This is a genomic window from Micromonospora sp. PLK6-60, assembly GCF_019890675.1.
GTDB lineage: Bacteria > Actinomycetota > Actinomycetes > Mycobacteriales > Micromonosporaceae > Micromonospora.
This window is the reverse complement of record NZ_JAIOAA010000029.1, coordinates 1-23,417: the sequence shown is the minus strand read 5'-3', so window position 1 is coordinate 23,417 and position 23,417 is coordinate 1. Positions and strand designations below refer to the sequence as shown.

Genomic DNA, 23,417 nt, shown 5'->3' with positions numbered 1-23,417 from the left:
TCAGTGGACAAGGGAGGTCTCCCAACCGTGTGTCAGAACCCGAGCTTCAGGTAGTCGCTCGCGTTCTCCTTCGTGATCGTCTCGGAGGCCAGCACGATCTCCTTGGGCACCTGCAGCTCCACCAGGTCGGACATGCCCCGGCCCTGGCCGATGAGGCGGGCCAGCGAGATGGCCGAGGAGGCCATCGACGGGCTGTAGGTGACCGTCGCCTTCAGCACCGTGTTGTCGGCCTGGATGTCCTCCATGGCCTTCTTCGAGCCGGCGCCGCCGACCATGAAGAACTCCTTGCGGTTGGCCTGGTTGACGGCGGCGAGCACGCCGATGCCCTGGTCGTCGTCGTGGTTCCAGATCGCGTCGATCTTGGGCAGGGCCTGGAACAGGCCGGTGGCGGCCTGCTGACCGGAGTCGGCGGTGAACTCGGCGGCCCGCCGGTTGGCCACCTTCAGCCCGTTCTGGGCGAGGGTGTCGGCGAAGCCCTTCGAGCGCTCCTGGGTCAGCTCCAGCGAGTCGATGCCGGCGATCTCGCCGATCACCGGGTTGCTCACGCCCTTGGCCTTGAGCTGCTCGACGATGAAGGTGGCGGCGGCCACCCCCATGCCGTAGTTGTCGCCCTTGATCTGGAGCCGGTAGGCCTTCGCGTCCGGGAACGCCCGGTCCAGGTTGACCACCGGGATGCCGGCCTTCATCGCCTCCAGGCCGAACGCGTTGAGCTCCTTGCCGTCGTGCGGCAGCAGGACGATGACGTCCGGCTTCTGGGAGAGCAGGGTGGACAGCGCCGCCCGCTGGGCCGCCGCGTCCGCGCCGGCCTCCACCGACTTGAACTCCACGTCGGAGTACGCCCCGGCCTGCGCCTTGGCGTTGTTGGTGATGGCGGCGATCCAGCCGTGGTCGGCGGCCGGGGCGGAGAAGCCGATGGTCACCTTCTTGCCCGGCTCACTGTTGCCGCCGGACTCGTTCGCGGCGGCCTTCGTCTGCGCCTCGGTGGGCTTCTCCTCGTTGCTGGTGCAGCCGACGAGCAGGGCGCCGGCGCCGAGCGCCGCCCCGCCGAAGAGCAGTCGACGGCGGGACAGGTCGCGGCCGTGGGATGTCATGTCGACCTCCTGATAATTACGGGTGGGGGGAGAAAAGGGTGTGTTCGGCTCGGCCACCGTCGATGGGTCCAGGTGGCCGCCGGTGCAGTGGTGATCGGGTACGGACGGGGTGGGGCGGACGGCGCCGGTGGGCGCCGTCAGGCGGTGCTGGCCCGCTTGCGGCCGAAGCGGGTGCCCAGGTTGCCGAATTGCACCTGCTGGATCAGGACGGCTGCCACGATGATGCCGCCCTTGACCATGTTCTGCGCCTCCGTGGAGAGGCCGTTGATGGCGAAGAGGTTGGTGATGGTGGAGAAGATGATGACCCCGAGCAGGGAACCGACGATGGTGCCCCGCCCGCCGCTGAGCAACGTGCCACCGATGATGGCGGCGGCGATCGCGTCCAGCTCGTACAGGTTGGCCATCGCCGCCTGGGCGGAGTTGGCCTGCGCGGTCAGCATGATCGCGGCGATACCGCAGCACAGGCCGGAGAGCGCGTAGAGCAGCAGGGTGTGCAGCCGTACGTTGATGCCGGCGAGCCGGGCGGCCTCGGCGTTGCCGCCGACGGCGACCGTGCGCCGGCCGAAGGTGGTCCGGTTGAGCAGCACCCAGCCCGCGATGACCACCGCGGCCAGGATGTAGACCAGCAGCGGGATGCCGAGCAGGCTGGTGCTGGCGATGCCGTTGATGAACTGGTTGTCGGAGACCTGCGTCTGCTTGTCGGAAATCTCCGCGGCGAGCCCTCGGGCGGCCACCATCATGGCCAGCGTGGCGATGAACGGCACCAGTTTCCCGTACGAGATGAGCAGGCCGTTGACCACGCCGACCGCCAGCCCGACGACGAGCGCACTGAAGATCATGCCGCCGGCGCCGTAGCTCTGGGTGGCGACCGTGGTGCACCAGACCCCGGCCAGCGCGACGATCGCGCCGACCGACAGGTCGATGCCGCCACCGATGATCACGAAGGTCATCCCGACGGTGACCACGCCGACCACCGAGGCGAGCTTGAGGATGGTGAGGGTGTTGCCCCACACCCAGCTGGCGTTGCCGTACAGGTCGGGCCGGGTGGCGATGCCGATCACCACGAGCACGACCAGGGTGGCGAGCAGGCCCAGGTTGCGCCGGGCGCCCTCGCCGCCCTCGCCGCTCCAGAACGGGATCCGGCCTCGGTTCGGAGCCTTGGCCGTGGCGGCGTGCCCGGCCGCCGCCTCGGTCTGCGCCGGGTCCACCGGCGGCGACTGGGCCGGCAACGCCGCCCGGTCGGGCGCGGCCTTGGTGCTGTCGGTCGTCATGCCGGTGCGCCTTCCATCAGGGACCCCGCCATGACGAGGTCGAGGACGGTGTTCTCGTCAAGTTCGTCGGCCGGGGCCTCGCGGACCACCCGGCCCTCCCGCATCACCAGCACCCGGTCGGCCAGGCCGAGCACCTCGGGCACCTCGCTGGAGACCAGCAGCACCCCGACGCCCCGCGCGGCCAACTGCCGGATGACCTGGTAGAGCTCGGCCCGCGCGCCCACGTCCACGCCCCGGGTGGGCTCGTCCAGCAGCAGCAGCCGGGTGTCGCCGAGCAGCCAGCGCCCGACCACCACCTTCTGCTGGTTGCCGCCGGAGAGGGTGCCGACCGCGCGGCGGACGTCGCGGGGCCGCAGCTCCAGGTTGTCGGCGATCCGGCCGGCCTCGTCGCGTTCCCGCCCGGCGTTGGTGAAGCCGAGCCGGGAGTACCGGCCGAAGGTGGCAAGCGTGACGTTGCGGTAGATCGGCTCGCCCAGCAGCAGCGCCTGGCTCTTGCGCTCCTCCGGGGCCATCCCCATGCCGGCCTTCACCGCCGCGCCCACACTGCCGGCGCGCAACGCCCGGCCGTCCATCCGGACCGTGCCGGACTCGGCGCGGCGGGCGCCGTAGATCGTCTCCAGCAGCTCCGAGCGGCCGGAGCCGACCAGCCCCGCGATGCCGACGATCTCCCCGGCCCGGACGTTGAGCGAGACGTCGGCGAACTCACCGGCCCGGGTCAGCCCGTCCACCGTGAGCAGTTCCTCGCCCGCCGGCTCGTCGACCGGCCGGTCCGGGAAGACGTACTCGATGGAGCGGCCGGTCATCCGGGACACCAGGTCGCGGGTGGGGGTGTCGCGGGCCGGCAGGTTCGCCGCGGTGGTCCGGCCGTCCTTGAGTACGGTCACCCGGTCGCCGATCTCGCGGATCTCCTCCAGCCGGTGGGAGATGTAGATGACGGCGATGCCCTGCGCGGTCAGCTCCCGGATGATCCGGAAGAGGTTGTCCACCTCGTCGTGGGCCAGCACCGCGCTCGGCTCGTCCATGATGATCAGCCGGGCCTCGTGCGACAGCGCGCGGGCCATGCTGACCACCTGCTTGCCGGCGGCGGGCAGGTGCCGCACCAGCCGGCCGGGCGGGATCTCCCCGTGGCCCAGCCGGGCCAGGATGCCCCGGGTCCGGCGGGCCATGTGACCCCGACGGACGAAACCCAGCCGGCGCGGCTCGTGACCGAGGAAGGCGTTCTCCGCCACCGACAGGTCGTCCACCAGGTCGAGTTCCTGATAGATGGTGGCGATCCCGGCGCGCATCGCGGCCTGCGGGTTGGCGAACGCGGCCGGCTCACCGCGCCACATCACCTCGCCCGAGTCCGGGCGGTGCACCCCGGCGAGCACCTTGATCAGGGTGGACTTGCCGGCGCCGTTCTGGCCGAGCAGGCAGTGCACCTCGCCGGCCCGCACCTCCAGCTGCACCCCGTCCAGCGCCCGTACGCCGGGGAAGGTCTTGACCACGTCGGTGAGCCGCAGCACCACCTCCCCGGCGACCGTGTCGGCCGGCGCCTCCACCAGCGGCCGGGCGCCGCCGTCGGGCGCCCGCTCCGCGGCGTGCCGGCCGGCGGCCTCGTGCTCCGGCGCGACCTGCCGGTCGGCGGCGGCCTCCTGGTCCGGGGCCGCGTGCCGGCCGGCGGTGGGCTGGTCGGCGGCCCTGTCGTCGTGGTGGTCGTTGGTGGCGGCCTCGCCGCGGTGGTCCGGCGTGGTGGGGCCGGTGGCGGTGGGGTCGCGGTCGTCGGCGGCGCTCATGATGCCTCCCCGAAGGCGACGTCGCTGGCGAGAACGGCGGCACCGGTGACGCCGGCCCGGCCACCGAGTTCGGACAGGACCACCGGCAGGTTCCCGGTGGCCAGGGGCAGCGATCGGCGGTAGACCACGCTGCGGATCTCGGCCAGCAGGATGTGCCCGAGCTGGGCCAACCCGCCGCCGATCACGATCATCGAGGGGTTGGTGAAGCTGACCAGGCCGGCCAGCACCCCACCGACCCGGCGGCCGCCGTCGCGGATGAGCTGGATGCAGGTGACGTCGCCCTCACCGGCGCCCTCGGCGACGTCCAGGGCGGTCAGCTCGGCCCGCCCGGCCAGCCGTTCGGCCAGCGCCGGGGAGAGGCCGCTGCGGGCGGCGGCGGTCGCCTCCTTGGCCAGCGCGCCCCCGCTGAACAGCGCCTCCAGGCAGCCGACGTTGCCGCACGAGCACATCGGGCCGTTGGCGTCGACCTGGATGTGGCCGATGTCGCCGGCGCACCCGTCGGTGCCCCGGTAGACGTCGCCGCTGAGGTAGATGCCGCAGCCGATGCCGGTGCCGATCTTCACGAAGAGGAAGTCGTCCACCGAGTGCGCCACCCCGCCGTGCCGCTCGCCGATGGCCATGATGTTCACGTCGTTGTCGACCACCGCCGGGCAGCCGTGCTCCCGGGTGAGCAGCTCACGCACCGGGAACCGGTCCCAGCCCGGCATGATCGGCGGGGACACCGGCACCCCGTCGCGGAAGCTCACCGGCCCCGGCACGCCGACACCGACCGCGTCGAGGCGCTCGTACGCCCCATCCACCTTGGCCTTGTGCAGCAGCTCGTTGACCCGCTGGAGGATCACCTTCGGGCCGGAGCGGATGTCGGCCGCCTCCGCGTACGCGGCGATCGGCTCCAGCCGCCCGTTCACCACCTCGACGTCGATCGAGCTGGCGCCCAGGTCGACGGCGGCGAAGCGCAGGTGCGGGCTCAGCTCGACCAGGGTCGAGCGACGCCCGCCCCGGGAGGCCGCGAGCCCCGCCTCGGCCACGTAGCCGAGGCTGACCAGCCGTTCCAGCTCGGCGAGCAGGCGCGGACGGGGCATGGCCAGGCGGTCACCCAGCTCCGCCCGGGACACCGCCCCCTCGTCGCGGAGCAGCCGCAACAGCCGTACGTGCAGGGGGTCCTCGGTACGCACCGCACCCACCTCCGCATCGAACTCGTCACATCGAAGCAATGTCGATGTGTTGTGCTCGACACAGTAAAAGGCTTCCGCGCCGCCTGTCCAGAGCTTCAACCGTTCCGACGCCAACTTTTGTACTAACGAACAAAAGCTAAGAGTTGATCAAGGAAAGGTCGGCGCCCCCGCCGCGCCCCCACGCCCCCGCCCATCCGCCCTGCTCATGGACGGCCTCCCGCCTCGCCGCCTCGCCGCCTCGCCGGGACGGGTGGGGACAACTTCCCCGAAGTAGTCCCCATCCGACCGGGCGGAGGCAACAACTTCCCAGAAGTAGGTGCCTCCTCGGCGCGGCAGCACGGGCGAGCGGCAACAGTCGACGTGGGCGCCTCGCCCACGTCCCGTCCCCTCGCCGCTCGCCCCAGGTGGGCCCCTCCAGGCGGGGCCGGGCAGCCGGGCCGGCGCCGGGGCCGGGCAGGTGGGCCGGGGCCGGGCAGGTGGCCGAGCCCGGGGCAGGCGGGGTTGGGCAGGCGAGGTCGGGCCGGGTCGAGCCCGGGGCAGACGGGGTTGGGCAGCAACTTCAGGGAAGTAGTCCCCTCGGCGGCGAGGGCAGGCAACAACTTCCCCGAAGTAGTGGCTACCAGCCGGGGCACCGGACAAGCAGCACCCACCCCGACGAAGTCCCGCAGAGCCCGGCACCAGACAACGCACCCCCACCGCCTCCGGGCACGCCCGGCCAGGCAGCAACTTCACCGAAGTAGTCCCCTCCGAGGCCAGGGCAGGCAACAACATCCCCGAAGTAGTGGCTACCAGCCGGGGCACCGGACAAGCAGCACCCACCCCGACGAAGTCCCGCAGAGCCCGGCACCAGACAACGCACCCCCACCGCCTCCGGGCACGCCCGGCCAGGCAGCAACTTCACCGAAGTAGTCCCCTCCGAGGCCAGGGCAGGCAACAACATCCCCGAAGTAGTGGCTACCAGCCGGGGCACCGGACAAGCAGCACCCACCCCGACGAAGTCCCGCAGAGCCCGGCACCAGACAACGCACCCCCACCGCCTCCGGGCACGCCCGGCCAGGCAGCAACTTCACCGAAGTAGTCCCCTCCGAGGCGAGGGGAGACAACAACATCCCCGAAGTAGGCCCCTCGGGGGCGGGCGGGGCGGGGAACAACATCTACTGGCCCGGCGCTCGGCGACGGAGACGAAGACGGGCACGGGCACGGGCACGGACTCGGGCACGGACTCGGGCACGGACTCGGGCTCGGGCACGGGCACGGACTCGGGCACGGGGACAGGGGCGCGGATGGAGACGGGTGCGGATGGAGACGGGTGCGGGTGAAGACGGGGCGCGGACGTGGATCGCCCCGCCGCGGGGAGAGGTGCGGCGGGGCGATCGGGTCGGGCTGGGGTCAGCGGCCGGTGGCGGCGTTGCGCTTCTTGCGGAGTTTGCGGTCGTCGCGCAGCTCGACGTAGGGCTCCTCGTCTGCGGGGTGGCCGGCGGAGATGGCCCGGCCCCGCTCCAGTTCGGCGTCGAACTCCGCGCCGAGCAGGATCGCGATGTTGCTCAGCCAGAGCCAGACCAGGAAGACGATCACACCGGCGACCGCGCCGTACGTCTTGTTGTACGAACCGAAGTTGCTCACGTAGAGGGCGAACAGGCCGGACACGACCAGCCAGATCACCACGGCCAGCACGCCACCGGGGCTGACCCAGCGGAAGCCGCCGTGCCGGGCGTTGGGCGAGGCCCAGTAGAGGATCGCGAACATCAGGCTGACCAGGATCAGCAGCACCGGCCACTTGGCGATGTTCCAGACGGTGACCGCCGCGCCGCCGGCCCCGATCGCCTGGCCGGCCTGTTCGGCGAGGCTACCGGTGAACACGACGATGACCGCGCTGGCCAGCAGCAGCACGCCGATGACGGCGGTGACCCCGATCCGGGTCGGCAGGGTCTTCCAGATGGGCCGGCCCTCCGGCACGTCGTAGATCGAGTTGGACGCCCGCATGAAGGCGGCGACGTAGCCGGAGGCGGACCAGAAGGCGGCGAGCAGACCGACGATCGCGGCGATGCTGGCCAGCCCGCCGGAGGCGCCCGCCTGCTCGATCGCACCCTCGATGATCCGGCGGATGTTCTCCTCGGGTACGGCCTGGTTGACGGTGTCCTTCACGCCCTCCGTGGCCCGCTCGCCGAGCAGGCCGAGCACCGAGATCAGCACCAGCAGGCCGGGGAAGATCGAGAGCACGCCGTAGTAGGTAAGCGCCGCCGCCCAGTCGGTCAGGCTGTCCTCCTGGAACTCCTTGACGGTCCGGCGCAGTGCCGCCTTCCAGCCGGAGCCGGGCAGCTCGGTCGGGCTGTCCGGCCCGTCGTCCGGCCCGACCGGCCCGACGTGCCCCCGGTTCCGGCCCGTCCGCCTCGGGTCGTCGTGGGCCCGCCCGACGCGGGACGCGTCGTCCTGGTCCCGCCCGACGCGGGACGCGTCGTCGTGGCGCCGGCCGTGCTGGGGCTCGGTCGCGGTCGTGCTGCCGGGCTCGTCCCGGTCGCGCCCGTCGCGGGCGGGAGACTCGTCGGAGGCCATCGCCCCTCCCTCGTGGTCGGCGTCGTCCCCCTGCACTTGCCCCGACGGGACCGCCGGCTAACGCATCACCGGCAGCCTGACTGGCACTTCAGCGATAGAGCATCCGTTGCATCCGGCGACCGGCCACCGCCAGCCCCACCCCGAGCACGACCATCAGGTAGAGCACGTCGAGCAGCCAGAACCAGCCTCCCTCACCGAGGGTGATCCCCCGGATCAGGTGCACCGACCGGTAGAGCGGGGTCAGCTCCACGACCCAGCGCAGCACCGCCGGGTACGCCTCGGCCGGCACGAACGTGCCGGAGAAGAGGAAGAGGGTGAACTGGGCCGAGCCGAGCAGGTCGAAATCCTGCCAGCTGCGCATCAGCGTGGCGATGGTCATGCCCAGCGCGCCGAAGGCGAAGCCGACGAGCACGGCGGCCGGCAGCGCGACGACGGCCCGACCGGCGGTGGTCAGTCCCATCGCCACCATCACCACCAGGAACGCCGCCGAGTAGGCGCTGCCCCGCACCATTGCCCAGGCCAGCTCGCCGAGGGCGATCTCGAACGGCCGGACCGGCGTGGCGATCATCCCGTCGTACAGCTTGAGGTATTTCATCTTGCCGAAGAAGTTGAACGTGGTCTCGGCCAGCGCCCCGGTCATCGCCGACGAGGCGAGCATGGCCGGGGCGACGAACGCGGCGTACGACACCACGGTGCCGCCGGGCAGCGTCAGGTCACCGACCAGCGCGCCGACGCCGACACCGATGCTGAACAGGTAGAGCAGCGGCTCGACGAAGCCGGAGAGCAGCAGCAGCCAGTAGGCCGGGCGCAGGGTCGCCACGTTCCGCTCGACCACCGACATGGACCGGCGGGAGGCCGCCGGGACGTCGAGCAGCCGGGGCAGGGCGAGAGCGAGCACGGGGACCCTTCCTAGACGACGAGCCGGCGACGGAAGCTGCGGTAGGCCAGCAGCCAGCCGGCCGCCGCCCACCCGGCGAGGTAGAGCAGGTGACCGGCCACCGACCACTGCGGCGCCACGCCGAGGGTGGCGGCCCGGCACAGGTCGACGCCGTGCCAGAGCGGCGTCAGGTATGCCAGCCAGCGCAGCGCCCCGGGCAACTGATCGACCGGGAAGAACACCCCGGCGAACAGCGTCATCGGGATCACCGCGAAGCGGAACAGCATGGCCAGCCAGCTGTCGCTGTCGACCGCGGAGGCGTACGCGAAAGTGGGGGTGGCGACGGCCAGCGTGAGCAGCGCGACCACCGGGAGCACGGCGAGCGCCCAGGGCGAGCGCAGCGCGCCGAACAGCGCGGTCACCAGCAGGAACGCGCCGGCGGTGGTGAGCACCCGGAACAGCACGAAGGCGAGGTGCCCGGCGAGCAGGTCACCGATGCGCAGCGGCGCGGCGATCTGAGCGAAGTAGGTCTTGATCCACTGGAAGTTGCTGAACACCGGCCAGGTCGACTCGCCGACCGCCACCTGGAGCGCGGTGGACGCGATCAGGCCGGGCACCAGCCAGTCGAGGTAGCGCACGCCACCGACGCCCTGGTCGATGTAGGCCCCCACGCCGAAGCCGAAGCCGACCACGGTCAGCACCGGCAGCAGGAACGACGAGAACACCCCCGCCCGCCAGGTGCGCCGGTAGCCCACCAGGTAGTGCGCCAGCACCGCCAGCGCCGGCACCCTGGGCAGCGCCGGCCGGGCCCGCTCGGCCACGCTCACGTGCCCACCCCCGTCCGCCTCACTCGGCCTTCCTACCCCAGGGGTACGACAGGCCGCCGGCAACCCTACGACCGGGGCGCGGGGGATGTCGCGCCGATTTCACGCCGACGTCGATCCTCGCCGCGCGCTCCCCCTGGCGGCCCGCGAAATCCCGGAACTCCATTGGGATCTCCTCTTCGGGCATGGCTACCTGTCGGCCTCCGCTATCCGACTTGCCAGCGCATCAGTTCTGGCTTGTGCAGTGGACCTGCGATATGAGGCCATCGCGCTCATCGGGATGTTGCCCGGCTCGTCTTCGGGGCCAGGCGCAACCTCAATCAATGGCCCGTAGATCGGAATTCCGAATCGGGAGTCCACATTCTCACAAGAGATCGAGACGACCGATGACCACGGTATCCACTCGTCCCGCCCCAGGCTGCGCAAGCGCAGTCCGCCCTCGTCAACGACAACCCCGAGACGAAACGTCCGCCACAGGGCGACGAGCGATCCGACAACGATCACCGCATACAACACGGTACCCACATGGTCACGTTGCGCCAGTGTGCCGTCGGCTCCGCCGAAGGACAGCAGCGACACCAGCAGGAAAAGCCCCCATGACGCCGCCAACGCGGTTATCTGCCCCCAACTCCGGTAGACCTGTCGCTTCACGGCGAACCCGCCCTACCCATCATGGCCATCCAAAGTCCCTGCCTCCGCGACCTTCCGCCGCTGACAGCGGCACCGTATTCTCGGTGACCGGCCGCAGCAAGGGGTGAGATGGGCACAACCACGGGGCGTCTCACCGCCCGCCCGTCGGTCGTGCGCGACCTGCTGCTCGTTGCGGCCATGACCGCCCGCGCGAATGTCATAAGCGTGCTCGTGCTGCTGGCGGTGCTGGCCGCCATGGTGGTCTTCCGCGAGTGGGTGCCGTTCCTCTGGTTCGGGCTCCCGATAACCGCGGTCCCGCTGATCATCATGCTCGCGCAGCGTCCACGACTCCGGGGGCACGCCGTGCGGCCGGCCGAGGAGCCGGAGCTGGCCACCCTGGTACGGCAGGTCGCCGAGCGACTCGGCTTCCGCTCTCCGCTGCTCCTGCGGATCGTCGCCGAGCCGGACGCCAACGTCCTGCTGACCAAGACAGCGGGGTTCCGCACCTACACCGTTTTCGTCGGTCTGCCGCTGCTGCGCCAGCTCAGCACCGCCGAGCTGGCCGCACTCCTGGCCCGCGAGTTCGCTCGGGAGCAGCACGTCGGCGATTGGCGGACCCGCATGCTGTTCCGCGCCCGATACTCGCTGGTGGAGAGCGTCATCGACCGCCGCTTCCGGGCTCCGGCCGTCCTGGTTGTCCGGCTGCTGCGGGCCAGCCAGGCCCGGCTCTGGCCGGCGGCCCTGGTCGCGGACGCCGAGGCCACCGCCGTCGCCGGCACCCAGGCCATGCGCGACGCCCTCACCAAGCTCGGTGTCGCCGCCGCGGCTTTCGACCTGCTCGGCACCACCTGGCTGGAGGTGCTGGGCGAGGACGGCAGCTATCCGGAGGACCTGTACGAGGCCCTCGACGCGGCGATCGACGACCCGCACGTCGCGGCCCGCCTGACGGCCGTCGCCAACGACGAGAACGACCCGATGGCCATCGAGGTCGAGCCCCCGCTGGGCGTCCGTCTCGCCGCGTTGCCCGAGCATCTCGGTTACGGCTGGGACGCGACCGCGCCGGTGGCACTGCGCGACGCCGACGCGCTGCGGCGCTGGTGCGTACGGGAGGTGACCGGCTCGGCCGGGCGTCGGCCGGTTCGACTCCTCGACCTCCCGCCGGAGCGTTTCGAGGCGAACCTTGAGGATGATGCCGCGCATCTCATGCAGGTGACGGGGCAGGATTCCGCAGCCGGGGCGGTGAGGGCCGCGGCCGACGCGGTGGCGGACGGCACCTGGATGCGGCTGGCCCGGGCGCTCGACCCGGAGACGGGCAAGGTGCCGCCGCCGATGCGGGCTCCCGCCTCCCGCGCCGCCCTGACCTGGTACGTCGGCGGGGTGATCAGTGGCCTGTTGCTGGCGGCCGGGTGGACGCGGGCCAGCCGATGGACGGTCACCGTGCTGGTCGACCCCGCCGGTGCGCCGCTCGACGTGGAGGAGTTGGTGGAGCAGGCGGTGGACAGCGGCGACCCGACCCGGATCCGGGAGTTGCTCGCCGACCTCCCCGAGCGGGCGGCGCGATGAGTCCACCACGGCCGGCGCTCCGGGTCGGGTTGCTGGCGCTCGCCGCCACGGCGCTCGCGTTCGCCGTCATCGCGGGCGTCCTCGGCTGGCAGGCGTACCGGTACGCAGGCGCGCACGAACGCGCCACCGCCGTCGCCGAGGGCACCGTCGTCGAGGACGGCATCGGGGACGTCGGCGACATCCGGGTGCGGTGGGTGGACGAGGCCGGCCGGGAGCACGTGCAGCGCTTCGGGATCTACGACACCGACCGGTACACCACGGGTGAGCCGTTCCCGGTCGCCTACGACCCGGCCGAGCCCGCGCCGCGCGGCTTCCCGGTCGACCCCGAGGAGACCAGCGAGGAGGACGACCTGGTGATGCCGATCGTGCTCGCCGGGCTCGGGACCGTCCTCTTCGCGCTGGCCTGGACGGTGCGCGGCCTGCTGTTCCGACGCGCCGCACGCCGCCCCGGCCGCCTCATGGCCGCGTCGGTGCTCGCCGGTGACCGACCGGACGGCCCGCCGCTCACCGTCGGTAGCACCACCTGGATCGTGTTGGCCGATGACCGGCGCCGCGACCCCGACCGGTGGCAGCGGGTCATGTGGCACCCGGCCGTGGACTCGGTGCGCGGCACGGTCCCGGTGACGGTCCACGGTGATGTCTCGACGAACCGCCGGGTGGTCGTCGAGTTGCCGGGCCGGGTCCGGCTGGTGCCGATCGGCCGGCTACGCCACGAGCCGCCGAAGCGGGTGGTGCTGGAGGATCGCGCCGACGTGGGCGGCGGCCTGGACGACTTTGTCATCCTCCCGGCCGGGGCGTCGCTGCCCCGGGCCCGGCGGTGGTGGTCGCGGGCGGTCCTGTTCGCCCTGGTGGGCGCGGCGCTCGGCGGCGGGTGGGGCATCCTGGTCGTCGGCGGCCTGGCCGGACCGCTGGCCGCCGCCGCGGGCGCGGCGCTGCTGGTCAACGTCTGGGCGCTCGCCGGCGCCGAGCCCTGAGCCAGCGGCCCTGCCGCCTGCGGTTCAGCAAGCGGTGTCCCGCTCAGCGGAGCCCCGTTGGCGCCGGACCATCGCATCGCGCACCGCTGTCACGAAGAAACAGCACACGCCGGCCAGCACCGGAACGATGGCCCACGAACGCCAACTGTCCTCGGCGAGTACGTCCGGCATCCGGACGCCGGTGCACAGCAGCATCAGACTCGCGAGAAGTAGCCGAGTCCAGGGGTTGGCGGCTTTCACCCGACGTTCCCGCTCCGCGCGACGCAGGCCAGCCCTTCCTTGTCGCCGATCCTCACCGCGAGGCACCTCCGCGCCGCACCATGAACGGCCCGGCCGCCATTGCGAAGCCAATCGGCAACGACGTGACGAGCCCCCGCAGCCACTCGTTCTCCACCGTTTCGGACAATCGGTAGGCGACGTAGGTGACGAGGATGACCGATGCGGCGAACGCCACCAGCCCGATGAAGCTGACCTTCCGCTTGCTCGCTTTCCCCTCCACCCCGACATCCCAGCAGTCGGTGACCTCGCTCGTCCAGGACCGACGGGCGGTGCTGTCGCGGCGGTTTCCCGTCGGCATCCGAGTCAGCGCCGAAATCTTGGCGACTTACCGTTAGCAGCGAACGGCAACTCGCCAAGATTCAATTTCCGCCGCGATCGGGTGACAGGTGGGTCTAGGCGTGCGGTAGCGGCCAGGGGAGGATCCGACTCGTCGAGGTGGGTTAGTGCCGCGCGGCGAGGCGCGCGACGAACGCCCGCCAGGCGTCGGGCCCGAAGGCCAGCGCCGGACCCCCCGGATCCTTCGAATCACGTACGGCCACCACACCGGGCAGGTTGTCGGCCACCTCGACACAGTTGCCGCCACTGCCGTTGCTACGGATGCTCTTGCGCCAATGGGCGCCGCTCAGGTCCATGTCTCCGCCACTTCCGCCATCAGGTCGAGGGACTGCCGCTGTGATAGTGCCTCACCACGGATCGACTCCCACACCTCGACCATCTGCCGCGTGTAGTCCGTTCGGTCGATCACCTGCCCGTGACGGTGCCCCTCCTGATAGACCACGTCCTCTCCGGCGGGCGAGGTGGCGATCACGAAGGGACCGTCGAGCCCAGCGTAGGCCCCGGCGGTCAGCGGCACGACCTGGATTCGGACCCGGGGCAACGTCGAGCCGAGCTTCACCAGGTGGCACACCTGCTCGCGCATCACCTCCGGCCCGCCGATGCAGCGGCGCAACACGTATTCGTCGATGACCGCGGTGAGGAGCGGGGGCCGGTCCCGAGCGAGCACCGGCTGACGATCGAGGCGGGTCGCCACCTGCTGCTCGATCTCGCCGGCCGCGAACAGCCCGACCCCGGTCAGGATGGCGCGGGCGTAGCTGTCGGTCTGCAGCAGGCCGGGCACATAGATCGGCTCGAACGTGCGCAGCGCCGTTGCTTCCTGCTCGATGCCGGCCCAGTCGCGGAACCACGGCACCACCGTCTCCCGGCTGATCCGCCGCTGGATCCGTTCGAACCGGCCGTCCGTGCCGAATACCGCGTCACAACGCCGGGCAAAGTCGAGGCTGGGCCGGCGTTCGCAGGTCTCCACCTTGGCCACCAGCGCGGCCGAATAGCTCAGCGTCTCCGCCAGCGCCGTCTGGGACATGCCGCTGGCCGCCCGGGCGAGCCGCAACTCCTCGGCGAAGTGCTCCAGCATGGACGAGCTTTCCACGGACAGCCTCCGTACATCCTCGTACCGCCTGGGGTCGACCAGCGGACGCGCTGGTCGTCGGCGCGCAAGACCTCCCACCGTAATCGAGTCCTCAGCAGACTGTCACGCAGCGGAACCGCTCACGGGATCTCGACGGCGGGCGGAACCAGGCCGGGAGCGCCCGTACGGCAGTGGTCGGCGGGCGCTTCCCCACTCGACGGAGGCTCACTCATGCGCATCAGGTTCTGGCGGTGCCGCCGCCCGGCGTCGCCTGCCCGGCTCCCCCGGCGTACGCCCAACGAACGTCCGACGTGGGCGACCGCCCCGACGGAGGTGTTCCCGGTCGACCGGCCGGGGCGACCGGGGCGGCTGGCCCGGGCGCAGGAGTGGCGGGCCGGCGGGGGCCGGCAAACGGGCGGACCGGAGAATCTGCGTTGATGCCGCGTTATCGGCCACACGTGGCGGCCCGCCCGTCGTGGCGCTGCCGGGTGTGCGGTGCCGCCTGGCCCTGTTCGTCGGCGAAGCTGGCGCTGCTTGGCGAGTACCGGGAGAGCCGCACCACCCTGCTGATCTATCTCGGCACCCTGCTGGCGGAGGCGCTGACCGACCTCGCCGACCACCCCACCCCCGCCGCGCTGGCCGACCGCTTCCTCGCCTGGGCCAAACCCCGCGACACCTGAACCAGCCCCGCAACACCTGAGCCATGATCGTTGGCAGCTGAGCAGCACGACACGCCGGGCGGAGCACTGCTGAGCTGCCAACGATCAGGCACGCCCACCCCACGCTCCCACGATCAGACGCGACCGCCCCAACGGCGACGGTCAGTCGATCAGGGTGCGGCCGGTGAGTTGGAGGAAGACGTCCTCCAGGCTGCTGCGCCGCACCAGCACGCTGGCCGGGGTCAGCCCGAGTGCGGTCACCTCGTCGACCGCGGCGTCGCCGTCGGGCACATAGAGCAGGATGCGGTCGGGCAGCACCTCCACCCGCTGGGCCAGGCCGTCGAGCTTGCCGGCGAACGCCTCCTGCGACTCGGCGGCGAAGCGCAGCTCGACCACCTCCCGGGTCGAGTGCTGCTCGATCAGCGCCCGGGGGGATCCCTCGGCGACGATCCGGCCGCCGTCCATCACCACCAGCCGGTCGCAGAGCTGCTCGGCCTCGTCCATGTAGTGCGTGGTGAGCACCAGCGTGACGCCCTGCCGCTTCAGCCGGAACAGCCGCTCCCAGACCAGGTGCCGGGCCTGCGGGTCGAGGCCGGTGGTCGGCTCGTCGAGCAGCACGATGTCGGGCTCGTTGACCAGCGCCCGGGCGATGGTGAGCCGGCGCTTCATCCCGCCGGAGAGCGGGTCGACCTTGCTGTCGGCCCGCTCGCCGAGCTGCACGAAGTCGAGCAGGTCGGCGGCCCGCTGCCGGGCCACCCGCCGGGGGATGCCGAAATAGCGGGCGTACGTCGTGAGGTTTTCCCGGACGGTCAGCTCGGGGTCGAGGCTGTCGACCTGCGGGCAGACGCCCAGCCGGGCCCGGATGGCCGGCCCGTCGCGGACCGGGTCCATCCCGAGGATGCGCAGGTCGCCCCCGGTGGGCGGGGAGATGCAGCCGATCATCCGCATGGTCGACGACTTGCCGGCGCCGTTGGGCCCGAGGAAGCCGAACGCCTCGCCGGGCCGCACCTCGACGTCGATGCCGGCCACGGCGGTGAAGTCGCCGAACCGTTTCACCAGCCCGCGGGCCTGGATGAGGGGTTGATCAGTGCTCACCCGACGACCCTAGCCCCGGGATCCGACACATTCGACCGGATTCGGCGGCCCCCGGAGCGGTCACGCTGAGTAGTCACATCACCAAGAGTCACCGGCCGTCGCACGGACTGTCCACGGTGGGTCCGCCGTGCCGCGCGGCGCACCCCGACTCAACTGGACATAACCGCCGGCCTGCGCCCCGGCTGCGGATAATTGTCAACGACAAATCAAGAAACCCGACATCCAATCGCCTCGGGAGGCCACTCCGCAGCGTGATGGAACCCGATCACCAATCACGGAAAGCAATGATGCGCGGCAATGTTTCCCGGCGTTCGTATTCGGCGTATCGTGCCCCCTCGTGCGGGCCGTACGCGTTTCATACGGGCCCTGACCACCCTCGGCGCGAGCTGACCAGACGGCGTCGGGCCCGGGCCTCCCCGCCCGGGCCCGCCGCTCCCACACCGATCGGGAGATCCCGTGCCGCTCCCCGGCCCCGCCCGCGTACGCCGGCCCGACCGGCCCGCCGACCGGTTGTGGTCGGTGGGTACGCAGCTCCTCGCGCCGATCCTGGTGGCCACCATCGGGCTGGTGGTGCTCGGCGCCACCCAGACCCGGGCCGCGCTCTCCGCCTCCGCCGACGCCGACCGGGCCCGGGTGCTGGCCGGCACCGCCACCGCCACCGTCCGGCTGGTGCACGAGCTGGAACGCGAGCTCGGCGAGACCGCCGCCCTGCGCCAGCGCGGGGGTGCCGCCGGCCGGCCGCTGGTGGACGCCCAGCGACGCCGGGTGGACGCCGCCGGCGACCGTTACCGGGCGGCCAGCCGGTCCGCCCGCACGGCCGCGCCGGACCTGGAACGGGTGCTCCGCGACGCCGACGGGCACCTGGGCCAGCTCGACCCGACCCGGGCGCTCGCGGTGGGCGCCGGCAGCGCCGACCCGGCGTACGTGGCGTTGGTCGACGCGCTGCTCGCGGTCGCCGACGCGCTACCCGCCCAGGTACGCGACACCGAGCTGGCCAACGGGGCGCGCGAGGTGGCGGCGGTGGCCGCCCAGGAGCACCTGGCCGCGCTGGAGCGGGACCTGCTCCGTACCGTCTTCATCCGCGGCGAACTGGCCGACGGCGAGCTGGTCCGGCTCGGCCAGCTGCGCGGCGCGCGCGAGCAGCGGCAGGCCGAGTTCTCCCGGATCGCCACCGCGCCGGCCGCCGCGGCCTGGCGCCGGCTGATCACCGGCGCGGACGTGGCCGGCGCGCAGCGGATGCGGGACAGCGCCCTCGCCGCCGAGACGGAACCGGCCGCGCTGCGCACCGACGGCGACGTCTGGTACGTCGCGCAGAGCGGCGTCATCCGCCGCTACAACCTGCTCGGCCGGGACCTCTCCGAGAGGCTGGACCGGCAGGCGGCCGGCCTGGCCCGCGACGCCCGGCGGCGGGCCCTGCTCACCGCGGGCGGCACCTCGGCGGTGGTGGTGGCCTCGCTGGCCGCCGCCGCGCTGCTCGCGGTCCGCACCAGCCGCCGGCTGCGCCGGCTGCGGGTCGCGGCACTCACCATGGCCCACCGCGAGCTGCCGGACCGGATCACCGCCATCGCCGCCGGTGACGGGGCGCCGGGCGACGGGCCGGCCACCCGGCTGACCGCCGGCATCAGTCAGGGCCGGGACGAGGTGGCGCAGGTCGCGGCGGCGTTCGACACGGTGAACCGGGCCGCTCTGCGGCTGGCCGGCGAGCAGGCCGAGCTGCGGATGGACGTGACCCGGATGGCCGAGGCGCTGGCCCGCCGGATCCGTACGCTGATCACCCGCCAGCTGCGGCTGCTCGACGAGTTCGAGCGGGACGAGACCGACCCGGACGCGCTGGCCCGGCTGTTCGCGCTGGACCACCTCGCCGCGCGGATGCGCCGCAACGGCGAAAACCTGCTGGTCCTGGCCGGCGGCGAGCCGGGCCGGCTGGACGAGGGCGGGCACCTGCTCGCCGACGTGGTGCGGGCCGCCGCCTCGGAGATCGAGGACTACCCCCGGGTGGAGATCGACGTGCCGGCCGTCGCGGTGCACGGCCCGGCGGTCGGCAACCTGGCCCACCTGATCGCCGAGCTGCTGGAGAACGCCACCGCCTACTCCGCCCCGCACACCCCCGTGCAGGTCGACGGCCGGCGGACCGTCGACGGCATCACCCTGCGCGTGCACGACCAGGGCATCGGCATCGGCGAGAGCCGGCTCGCCGAGATCAACGAACGGCTGCGGGCGCCGGCGACGCTCTCCAGCGCCGCGGCCGGCAGCATGGGCCTGCACGTGGTGGCGCACCTGGCCGCCCGGCTCGGGGTGCGGGTGCGGCTGCACCGCACCGGCGCCGGCACGGTGGCCCAGGTGGACGTACCCGAATCCCTGCTCACCAGGACGGAGTCGGCGCGCCCACCGGCGGCCCGGGGGATCGCCCGGCCGACGGCCGGGCCCACCGGGCCGGCCGCCGCGCCACCCGCGCTCTGGCCGGTGCGGCCCGCGGCGAAGACCGGGGCCGGCCTCCCCCGACGGGTACGCGACGGGGAGCGCGCGACCGCCGCGTACCCGGCTCCCCCACCGGCCGCCCGGCCGGACCTGCTCGACCCCGAGGTGGTGCGGTCCCGGCTCTCCGCCCTCGCCGAGGGGGTGGCCACCGCGAAGCGACGTAACCAGCGGACGACCCCGAACGGGAGACCCGAATGACCCCACCGCCGCACTCCGGCCTGGACTGGCTGCTGGAGAACTTCGCCGGGCAGGTGCCCGACGTCTCGCACGCGCTCGCGGTCTCCGGCGACGGGCTGCGCCTCGCCACCTCCCCGGCCCTCTCCCCCGACCAGGCGGACCAGCTCGCCGCCGTGATCAGCGGCCTGGCCAGCCTCACCGCCGGCGCCGCCCGGCTGATGTCGACCGGCCGGGTACGCCAGCAGATCGTCGACATGGACGGCGGGGTGCTGCTGGTGATGGCGGTCGGTGAGCGGGCCCTGCTCGGGGTGCTCGCCGCGCCCGGCTGCGACCTGGGCCAGATCGGTTACGAGACGGCCACCCTGGTCCAGCGGGTGGCGGAGGCGCTCGAACCGGCGGTCCGCGGGTGACCAGCCGGCCGCTGCGGGCGCTGGCCGCCCTGCTGGTGACCGTGCTGGCCGGCGCCGGTTGCGGCGCGCCCGAGGCACCACCCCGGGCCTGGCACGACGGTCGGATCTTCCTCGCCACCGGCAACACCACCGGCGTCTACTACCAGCTCGGCGGCGGTTACGCGGACGTGATCAGCCGGCACCTGCCCGGGTACGAGGCGCGGGCCGAGCCGACCGGCGCCTCGGTGGAGAACGTCACCCGGCTCGCCGGCGGGGACATGGAGATCGCGTTCAGCCTCGCCGACACCGCCGCCGACGCGGTGGCCGGGCGGGGCGTGTTCACCCAGCCGCAGCCGGTCCGGGCGCTGGCCCGGGTCTACCGCAACTTCACCCACGTGATCGTCCGGGCCGACGCCCAGGTCACCGACCTGGCCGGGCTGCGCGGCCGGCGGGTCTCCACCGGCTCGCCCGGATCGGGCACCGACATCATCGCCGGCCGGTTGCTCACCGCCGCCGGGCTGGACCCCGATCGGGACGTGCGCCGGGTGACGCTGTCCCTGCCGGAGACGGCGAAGCGGATGCGGGCCGGCACGCTGGACGCGATGTTCTTCTCCGGCGGCCTGCCCACCCCCGGCATCGCCGACCTGCTGGGCGACGCTCCCGGCACGTTCGTCCTGCTGCCCGTCGCCGACCTGCTGGAACCGCTGGCCGCCCGGTACGGCTCGGTCTACACCACCGCCGAGCTGCCCGCCCAGACGTACGGGACGCCCGCCGGCACCCCCACGGTCACCGTCGCGAACGTGATCCTGGTGCCCGCCGACATGCCGGAGCAGCTGGCGTACGACCTGACCCGGCTGCTCTTCGCCCACCAGGGGGAGCTGGCCGGGGTGCACCCGGAGGGGGGCAACTTCAACCAGCAGACCGCCTCCGGCACCGACCCGATCCCGCTGCACCCCGGGGCGGCGCGCTTCTACCAGGGCGGCTGAACTGTCCCCTGGCACCTCCCGGCGGCGGGCCGACGGGTGGGCGACAGGCGACGCGTGGGCGACGGGTAGCGGCGCGCGATGGGTGGGCCGTGACCAAATTGAGCGTGATACCTCTGAGTCATATTGATACCTCAGAGGTATCACGCTCGTTCGGATGTTCGTCGCCGCGTCGGTGACCGAGCGCCACCGCGTCAGTGATCGAGCGTCGCCGACCCCTCGGCGGCCGAGCCCGGGACCAGAGCCGGCTCAGGTCCGATCACCGGCCGCGGACATGACGGGCGGCGGGCGGCGGGCGGCCGGTCAGACGTCGGCCGGGGCGGTCGCGGCCCGGGCGGCGGCGACCAGCGCGTCGGTCTCGGCGCGGACGTCGGCGTCGTCCGCGCTGGTGCCCGGGTCGTAGCGGATGGTCCAACTGAGACCGTCCACGCCGGCCACCCGGCGGGCCGCGATCCGGCCGGAGCCGCCGGGCAGCACGTGCTGGCGGGTGTACGCCACCGAGCGGGTCACCCGGGCCCGCACCTGGTTCGGCACGTCACCGGGGTCGACCAGCAGGTAGGTCTCGGCGGGGCCGTCGGCGACGACCAGGTAGCCGTCCCGCTCGGCGACCGGCACGGCCGGGGTGACGGTGAGCTCGCGGCCGGACCAGGTGGCCTTGAGGATGTCGTGCCAGCCGATCCGGTGCGGCCGGCCGGGCAGCCAGAGGCCGCGGTTGCTGGCCACCACCACGCCGTCGCCCTCGCCGTTGCCGGCGGCGGCCCAGGCCAGCACCCGCTCGTCGGCCTCCAGGGGCGGCCGGACGGCCGGCGGCAGCTTCGGTTTGCGGTTGAACAGTCCCATCACAGTCCTCCCGCGGCCTGCTCACGCAGCGCCCGCGCGTGCTGCTCCAGCGACAGCAGTTCCCCGAAGAGCGCGAAGTACTCGTCCTTCTGGTTCACCGGGTTGATTCGCTGGATCTTCGACTTCAGGTCGCGGATCCGGCCGGTCACCGAGCCCCACTGGAGGCGGGCCATGGTGATCGAGACGTAGCGCGGGTCGGGCTCGCCGTCGATCCGCAGCGGCTCCACCGCCAGCTCGCCGACCAGGGCCCGGGCGGCCAGGTCGTCGCAGGCGTCGCGGACCGACTCGATCCACACCGCGCCGCCGGCCGCCGTCGCGGCCCCACCGGCCGCCCCGACGGCGGCCCGCACCGCCGCGTGGACGGGGTGGCGGTATTCGGTGGCCTCCACCGCGTCGAACATCGGGCCGGCCAGCACCGGCTCCTGGAGGGCCAGCTTCAGCGCCTCCCGCTCGACCATCGAGCGTGGACTGTCCACCGTGGGCTCCGCCGGGCCGGCGGTCCGGGCTTGACCGGCGGCCTCGCGCCGCCCCGCGCCGGCCGGGCCGGCGGCAGCGGCGTTGAGCACGGCCCGCTGCACCGGCTCGATCTCCATGCCCAGGTCACCGGCGAGCTTGCGGATGTATTCCGGCCGCTTCTCCCGGTCCTTGAGCTTGGCGACCAGCGGGGCGGCCCGGCGCATCGCCTCCACCCGACCGTCGACCGTGTCCAGGTCGAAGCGGTTGATCACGTGGCGCAGCGCGAAGTCGACAAGCGGCTCCCGGCGGGCGACCAGGTCGCGTACCGCCAGGTCGCCCTTGGCCAGCCGCAGGTCGCACGGGTCCATGTTGTCGGGGCTGACCGCGATGAACGTACGCCCCACGAAGCGCTGATCGTCCTCGAAGGCGCGCAGCGCCGCCATCTGCCCGGCGGCGTCCCCGTCGAAGGTGAAGATGACCTCGCCGGCCCGCTCGTCGCTGTCGAAGAGCACCCGGCGCAGCACGGAGATGTGGTCCGCGCCGAACGCCGTGCCGCAGGTCGCCACGGCGGTCGGCACGCCCGCCAGGTGGCAGGCCATCACGTCGGTGTAGCCCTCGACGACGACCACCTTGCCCTGCTTGGCGATGTCCCGCTTGGCCAGGTCGATGCCGTAGAGGACGTGCGACTTCTTGTAGATCGGCGTCTCGGGAGTGTTCAGGTATTTCGGGCCGTCGTCGTCGTCGAAGAGCTTGCGCGCGCCGAACCCGATCACGTCCCCGGTGATGTCCCGGATCGGCCACATCAACCGGCGGCGGAACCGGTCGATCAGCGAACCGGACCGGGCCGGGCGGGACAGCCCGGCGGTGACCAGCTCGTCGTGGCTGAAGCCCTGCTGGCGCAGGTGCTTGGTGAGCAGGTCCCAGCCGTCCGGGGCGAACCCGCAGCCGTACCGCTGGGCGGCGGTGCGGTCGAAGCCGCGCCGGGCCAGGAACTCCCGGGCCGGACGGGCGCCGGCCGTGGTGAGCTGCGCCTGGTAGAACTCCACCGCGGCGGCGTGCGCGGCGACCAGCCGCTGCTTCTGCCCCTGCTGGGGGCGGGCGGCCCGGGGGGCGCCCTGGTCGCCCTCGACATACCGCAGCTGGATGCCGGCCCGGGCGGCGAGCCGCTCCACCGACTCGACGAAGCTCAGGTGCTCGGCGTCCATCAGGAACTTGATCGCGTCGCCGCCGGCGCCGCAGCCGAAGCAATACCAGACGTTGCGCGCCGGCGAGACGTTGAACGACGGGCTCTTCTCGTCGTGGAAGGGGCAGAGCCCCTTGAGGTTGCCGCCGCCGGCCGACTTGAGGGTCACCGTGTCGGAGATCACCTCGGCGATGGAGGTGCGTTCCCGGACCAGCGCGATGTCCTCGTCCCGGATCCGCCCAGCCATGGCCCACCCCCTTCCGCCCCTCCATCCTGCCTTGTGCCGGCGACGGTTTCCGCTCCGGGTGGCCGCCGCCACGCCCGCCCCCGGACGGCGAGCGCGGCGGCCCGGCGCCGGGCGGCCCTCAGGCGAGCGCGGCGGCCCGGCAGTCGGCCGCCGCTCAGGCGAGCGCGGCGGCCCGGCGCTGGGCCGCGCTCAGGCGAGCGCGGCGCAGACCGTGGTGACCGCCGGGGCCAGCCCGGGGTCGCCGCAGTCGGTGGCCGCCGGCGTGCGTGCCACGACCTTCCAGAGCCGCTGGTCGAGCCGCAGGAACACCTGGTTGCCACCGGGCCGGGTGGTCGACTCGCCAGCGATGGCGAACAGCCGCGCCGAGCCGTTGCGGCAACCCAGCACCTCGACCTGCGTCACCGTCGGCGCGCCGAGCGCGGCGGCGGTGGCCTCGAGCAGCACCGGGGGACGGCACGCCGGGTCCGAGTCGGTGGTCGCCCCGGCGGCGAGC

Annotated in this window: 21 protein-coding genes; 6 read left to right on the top strand and 15 right to left on the bottom strand. The window is 72.9% G+C overall.

Going from position 1 to position 23,417, the window contains the following annotated elements; translation table 11 throughout:
- Positions 1–32: 32 nt before the first annotated feature.
- The 8 genes from K7640_RS29045 to K7640_RS29010 all read right to left on the bottom strand — a co-directional run bounded on the left by K7640_RS29045 (position 33) and on the right by K7640_RS29010 (position 10,217).
- Positions 33–1,091 (bottom strand): substrate-binding domain-containing protein, encoded by a 1,059-nt coding sequence (locus K7640_RS29045; RefSeq protein WP_222958136.1) that lies wholly within the window; start codon positions 1,089–1,091, stop codon positions 33–35.
- A gap of 137 nt (positions 1,092–1,228) precedes the next feature.
- On the bottom strand, positions 1,229–2,362 hold the full coding sequence (locus tag K7640_RS29040) for an ABC transporter permease (RefSeq protein ID WP_222958135.1): 1,134 nt from the start codon (positions 2,360–2,362) through the stop codon (positions 1,229–1,231).
- The gene (locus K7640_RS29035; RefSeq protein ID WP_222958149.1) at positions 2,359–3,870 is read right to left on the bottom strand and encodes a sugar ABC transporter ATP-binding protein; all 1,512 of its coding nucleotides are present in this window, start codon (positions 3,868–3,870) and stop codon (positions 2,359–2,361) included. The genes K7640_RS29040 and K7640_RS29035 overlap by 4 nt, the downstream gene beginning before the upstream one ends.
- Positions 3,871–4,133: 263 nt before the next feature.
- Positions 4,134–5,312 carry an ROK family protein gene (locus K7640_RS29030; RefSeq protein ID WP_222958134.1) on the bottom strand — a complete coding sequence of 393 codons (1,179 nt, stop codon included), beginning with the start codon at positions 5,310–5,312 and terminating at the stop codon, positions 4,134–4,136.
- A gap of 1,389 nt (positions 5,313–6,701) precedes the next feature.
- Positions 6,702–7,865, bottom strand: coding sequence for a YihY/virulence factor BrkB family protein (locus K7640_RS29025; protein ID WP_255610164.1), 1,164 nt, complete (start codon positions 7,863–7,865; stop codon positions 6,702–6,704).
- Between the two features lie 88 nt (positions 7,866–7,953).
- The gene (locus K7640_RS29020) at positions 7,954–8,763 is read right to left on the bottom strand and encodes an ABC transporter permease (protein WP_222958133.1); all 810 of its coding nucleotides are present in this window, start codon (positions 8,761–8,763) and stop codon (positions 7,954–7,956) included.
- Positions 8,764–8,774: 11 nt separating this feature from the next.
- Positions 8,775–9,569 carry an ABC transporter permease gene (locus tag K7640_RS29015; RefSeq protein WP_222958132.1) on the bottom strand — a complete coding sequence of 265 codons (795 nt, stop codon included), beginning with the start codon at positions 9,567–9,569 and terminating at the stop codon, positions 8,775–8,777.
- A 186-nt stretch (positions 9,570–9,755) separates the two neighbouring features.
- Positions 9,756–10,217 (bottom strand): PH domain-containing protein, encoded by a 462-nt coding sequence (locus tag K7640_RS29010; protein ID WP_222958131.1) that lies wholly within the window; start codon positions 10,215–10,217, stop codon positions 9,756–9,758.
- Between the two features lie 108 nt (positions 10,218–10,325).
- On the opposite strand from K7640_RS29010, the gene K7640_RS29005 reads away from it, so the two are divergent.
- Both K7640_RS29005 and K7640_RS29000 read left to right on the top strand, forming a co-directional pair.
- Positions 10,326–11,759, top strand: a complete 1,434-nt coding sequence (locus K7640_RS29005) for a hypothetical protein (RefSeq protein WP_222958130.1) — start codon at positions 10,326–10,328, stop codon at positions 11,757–11,759.
- Positions 11,756–12,733: a DUF3592 domain-containing protein gene (locus K7640_RS29000; RefSeq protein WP_222958129.1), complete on the top strand. Its 978-nt coding sequence runs from the start codon at positions 11,756–11,758 to the stop codon at positions 12,731–12,733. The genes K7640_RS29005 and K7640_RS29000 overlap by 4 nt, the downstream gene beginning before the upstream one ends.
- Before the next feature lie 292 nt (positions 12,734–13,025).
- On the opposite strand, the gene K7640_RS28995 is transcribed toward K7640_RS29000, so the two are convergent.
- The 3 genes from K7640_RS28995 to K7640_RS28985 form a co-directional block, all read right to left on the bottom strand.
- Entirely contained in the window at positions 13,026–13,310 is a 285-nt protein-coding gene (locus K7640_RS28995) for a hypothetical protein (RefSeq protein ID WP_222958128.1), read from the bottom strand.
- A gap of 142 nt (positions 13,311–13,452) precedes the next feature.
- Complete coding sequence (locus K7640_RS28990) at positions 13,453–13,644, bottom strand: DUF397 domain-containing protein (RefSeq protein WP_222958127.1); 192 nt, start codon at positions 13,642–13,644, stop codon at positions 13,453–13,455.
- Complete coding sequence (locus tag K7640_RS28985; RefSeq protein ID WP_308042840.1) at positions 13,635–14,438, bottom strand: helix-turn-helix transcriptional regulator; 804 nt, start codon at positions 14,436–14,438, stop codon at positions 13,635–13,637. The genes K7640_RS28990 and K7640_RS28985 overlap by 10 nt, the downstream gene beginning before the upstream one ends.
- A 416-nt stretch (positions 14,439–14,854) precedes the next feature.
- On the opposite strand from K7640_RS28985, the gene K7640_RS28980 reads away from it, so the two are divergent.
- Positions 14,855–15,097 (top strand): flavin reductase, encoded by a 243-nt coding sequence (locus K7640_RS28980; protein WP_222958126.1) that lies wholly within the window; start codon positions 14,855–14,857, stop codon positions 15,095–15,097.
- A 141-nt stretch (positions 15,098–15,238) separates the two neighbouring features.
- Here K7640_RS28980 and K7640_RS28975 read toward each other — a convergent pair whose 3' ends face one another.
- Positions 15,239–16,171: an ABC transporter ATP-binding protein gene (locus K7640_RS28975; protein ID WP_222958125.1), complete on the bottom strand. Its 933-nt coding sequence runs from the start codon at positions 16,169–16,171 to the stop codon at positions 15,239–15,241.
- 456 nt (positions 16,172–16,627) lie between these two features.
- On the opposite strand from K7640_RS28975, the gene K7640_RS28970 reads away from it, so the two are divergent.
- The 3 genes from K7640_RS28970 to K7640_RS28960 are packed head-to-tail and all read left to right on the top strand — an operon-like array spanning position 16,628 to position 20,201.
- Entirely contained in the window at positions 16,628–18,847 is a 2,220-nt protein-coding gene (locus K7640_RS28970; RefSeq protein ID WP_222958124.1) for a nitrate- and nitrite sensing domain-containing protein, read from the top strand.
- A complete protein-coding gene (locus K7640_RS28965; protein WP_222958123.1) occupies positions 18,844–19,236 on the top strand; it encodes a roadblock/LC7 domain-containing protein in 393 nt (130 codons plus the stop codon). Before K7640_RS28970 ends, K7640_RS28965 begins: the two co-directional genes overlap by 4 nt.
- Positions 19,233–20,201 carry a TAXI family TRAP transporter solute-binding subunit gene (locus K7640_RS28960; RefSeq protein WP_222958122.1) on the top strand — a complete coding sequence of 323 codons (969 nt, stop codon included), beginning with the start codon at positions 19,233–19,235 and terminating at the stop codon, positions 20,199–20,201. The genes K7640_RS28965 and K7640_RS28960 overlap by 4 nt, the downstream gene beginning before the upstream one ends.
- 300 nt (positions 20,202–20,501) lie before the next feature.
- Here K7640_RS28960 and K7640_RS28955 read toward each other — a convergent pair whose 3' ends face one another.
- The 3 genes from K7640_RS28955 to K7640_RS28945 form a co-directional block, all read right to left on the bottom strand.
- Positions 20,502–21,038: a hypothetical protein gene (locus tag K7640_RS28955; protein WP_222958121.1), complete on the bottom strand. Its 537-nt coding sequence runs from the start codon at positions 21,036–21,038 to the stop codon at positions 20,502–20,504.
- Positions 21,038–22,924 carry a DNA primase gene (gene dnaG / locus K7640_RS28950; protein ID WP_222958120.1) on the bottom strand — a complete coding sequence of 629 codons (1,887 nt, stop codon included), beginning with the start codon at positions 22,922–22,924 and terminating at the stop codon, positions 21,038–21,040. Before dnaG ends, K7640_RS28955 begins: the two co-directional genes overlap by 1 nt.
- A 189-nt stretch (positions 22,925–23,113) precedes the next feature.
- Positions 23,114–23,417, bottom strand: a 304-nt coding sequence (locus K7640_RS28945; RefSeq protein WP_222958119.1) for a hypothetical protein, incomplete at its 5' end; no start/stop codon positions are given.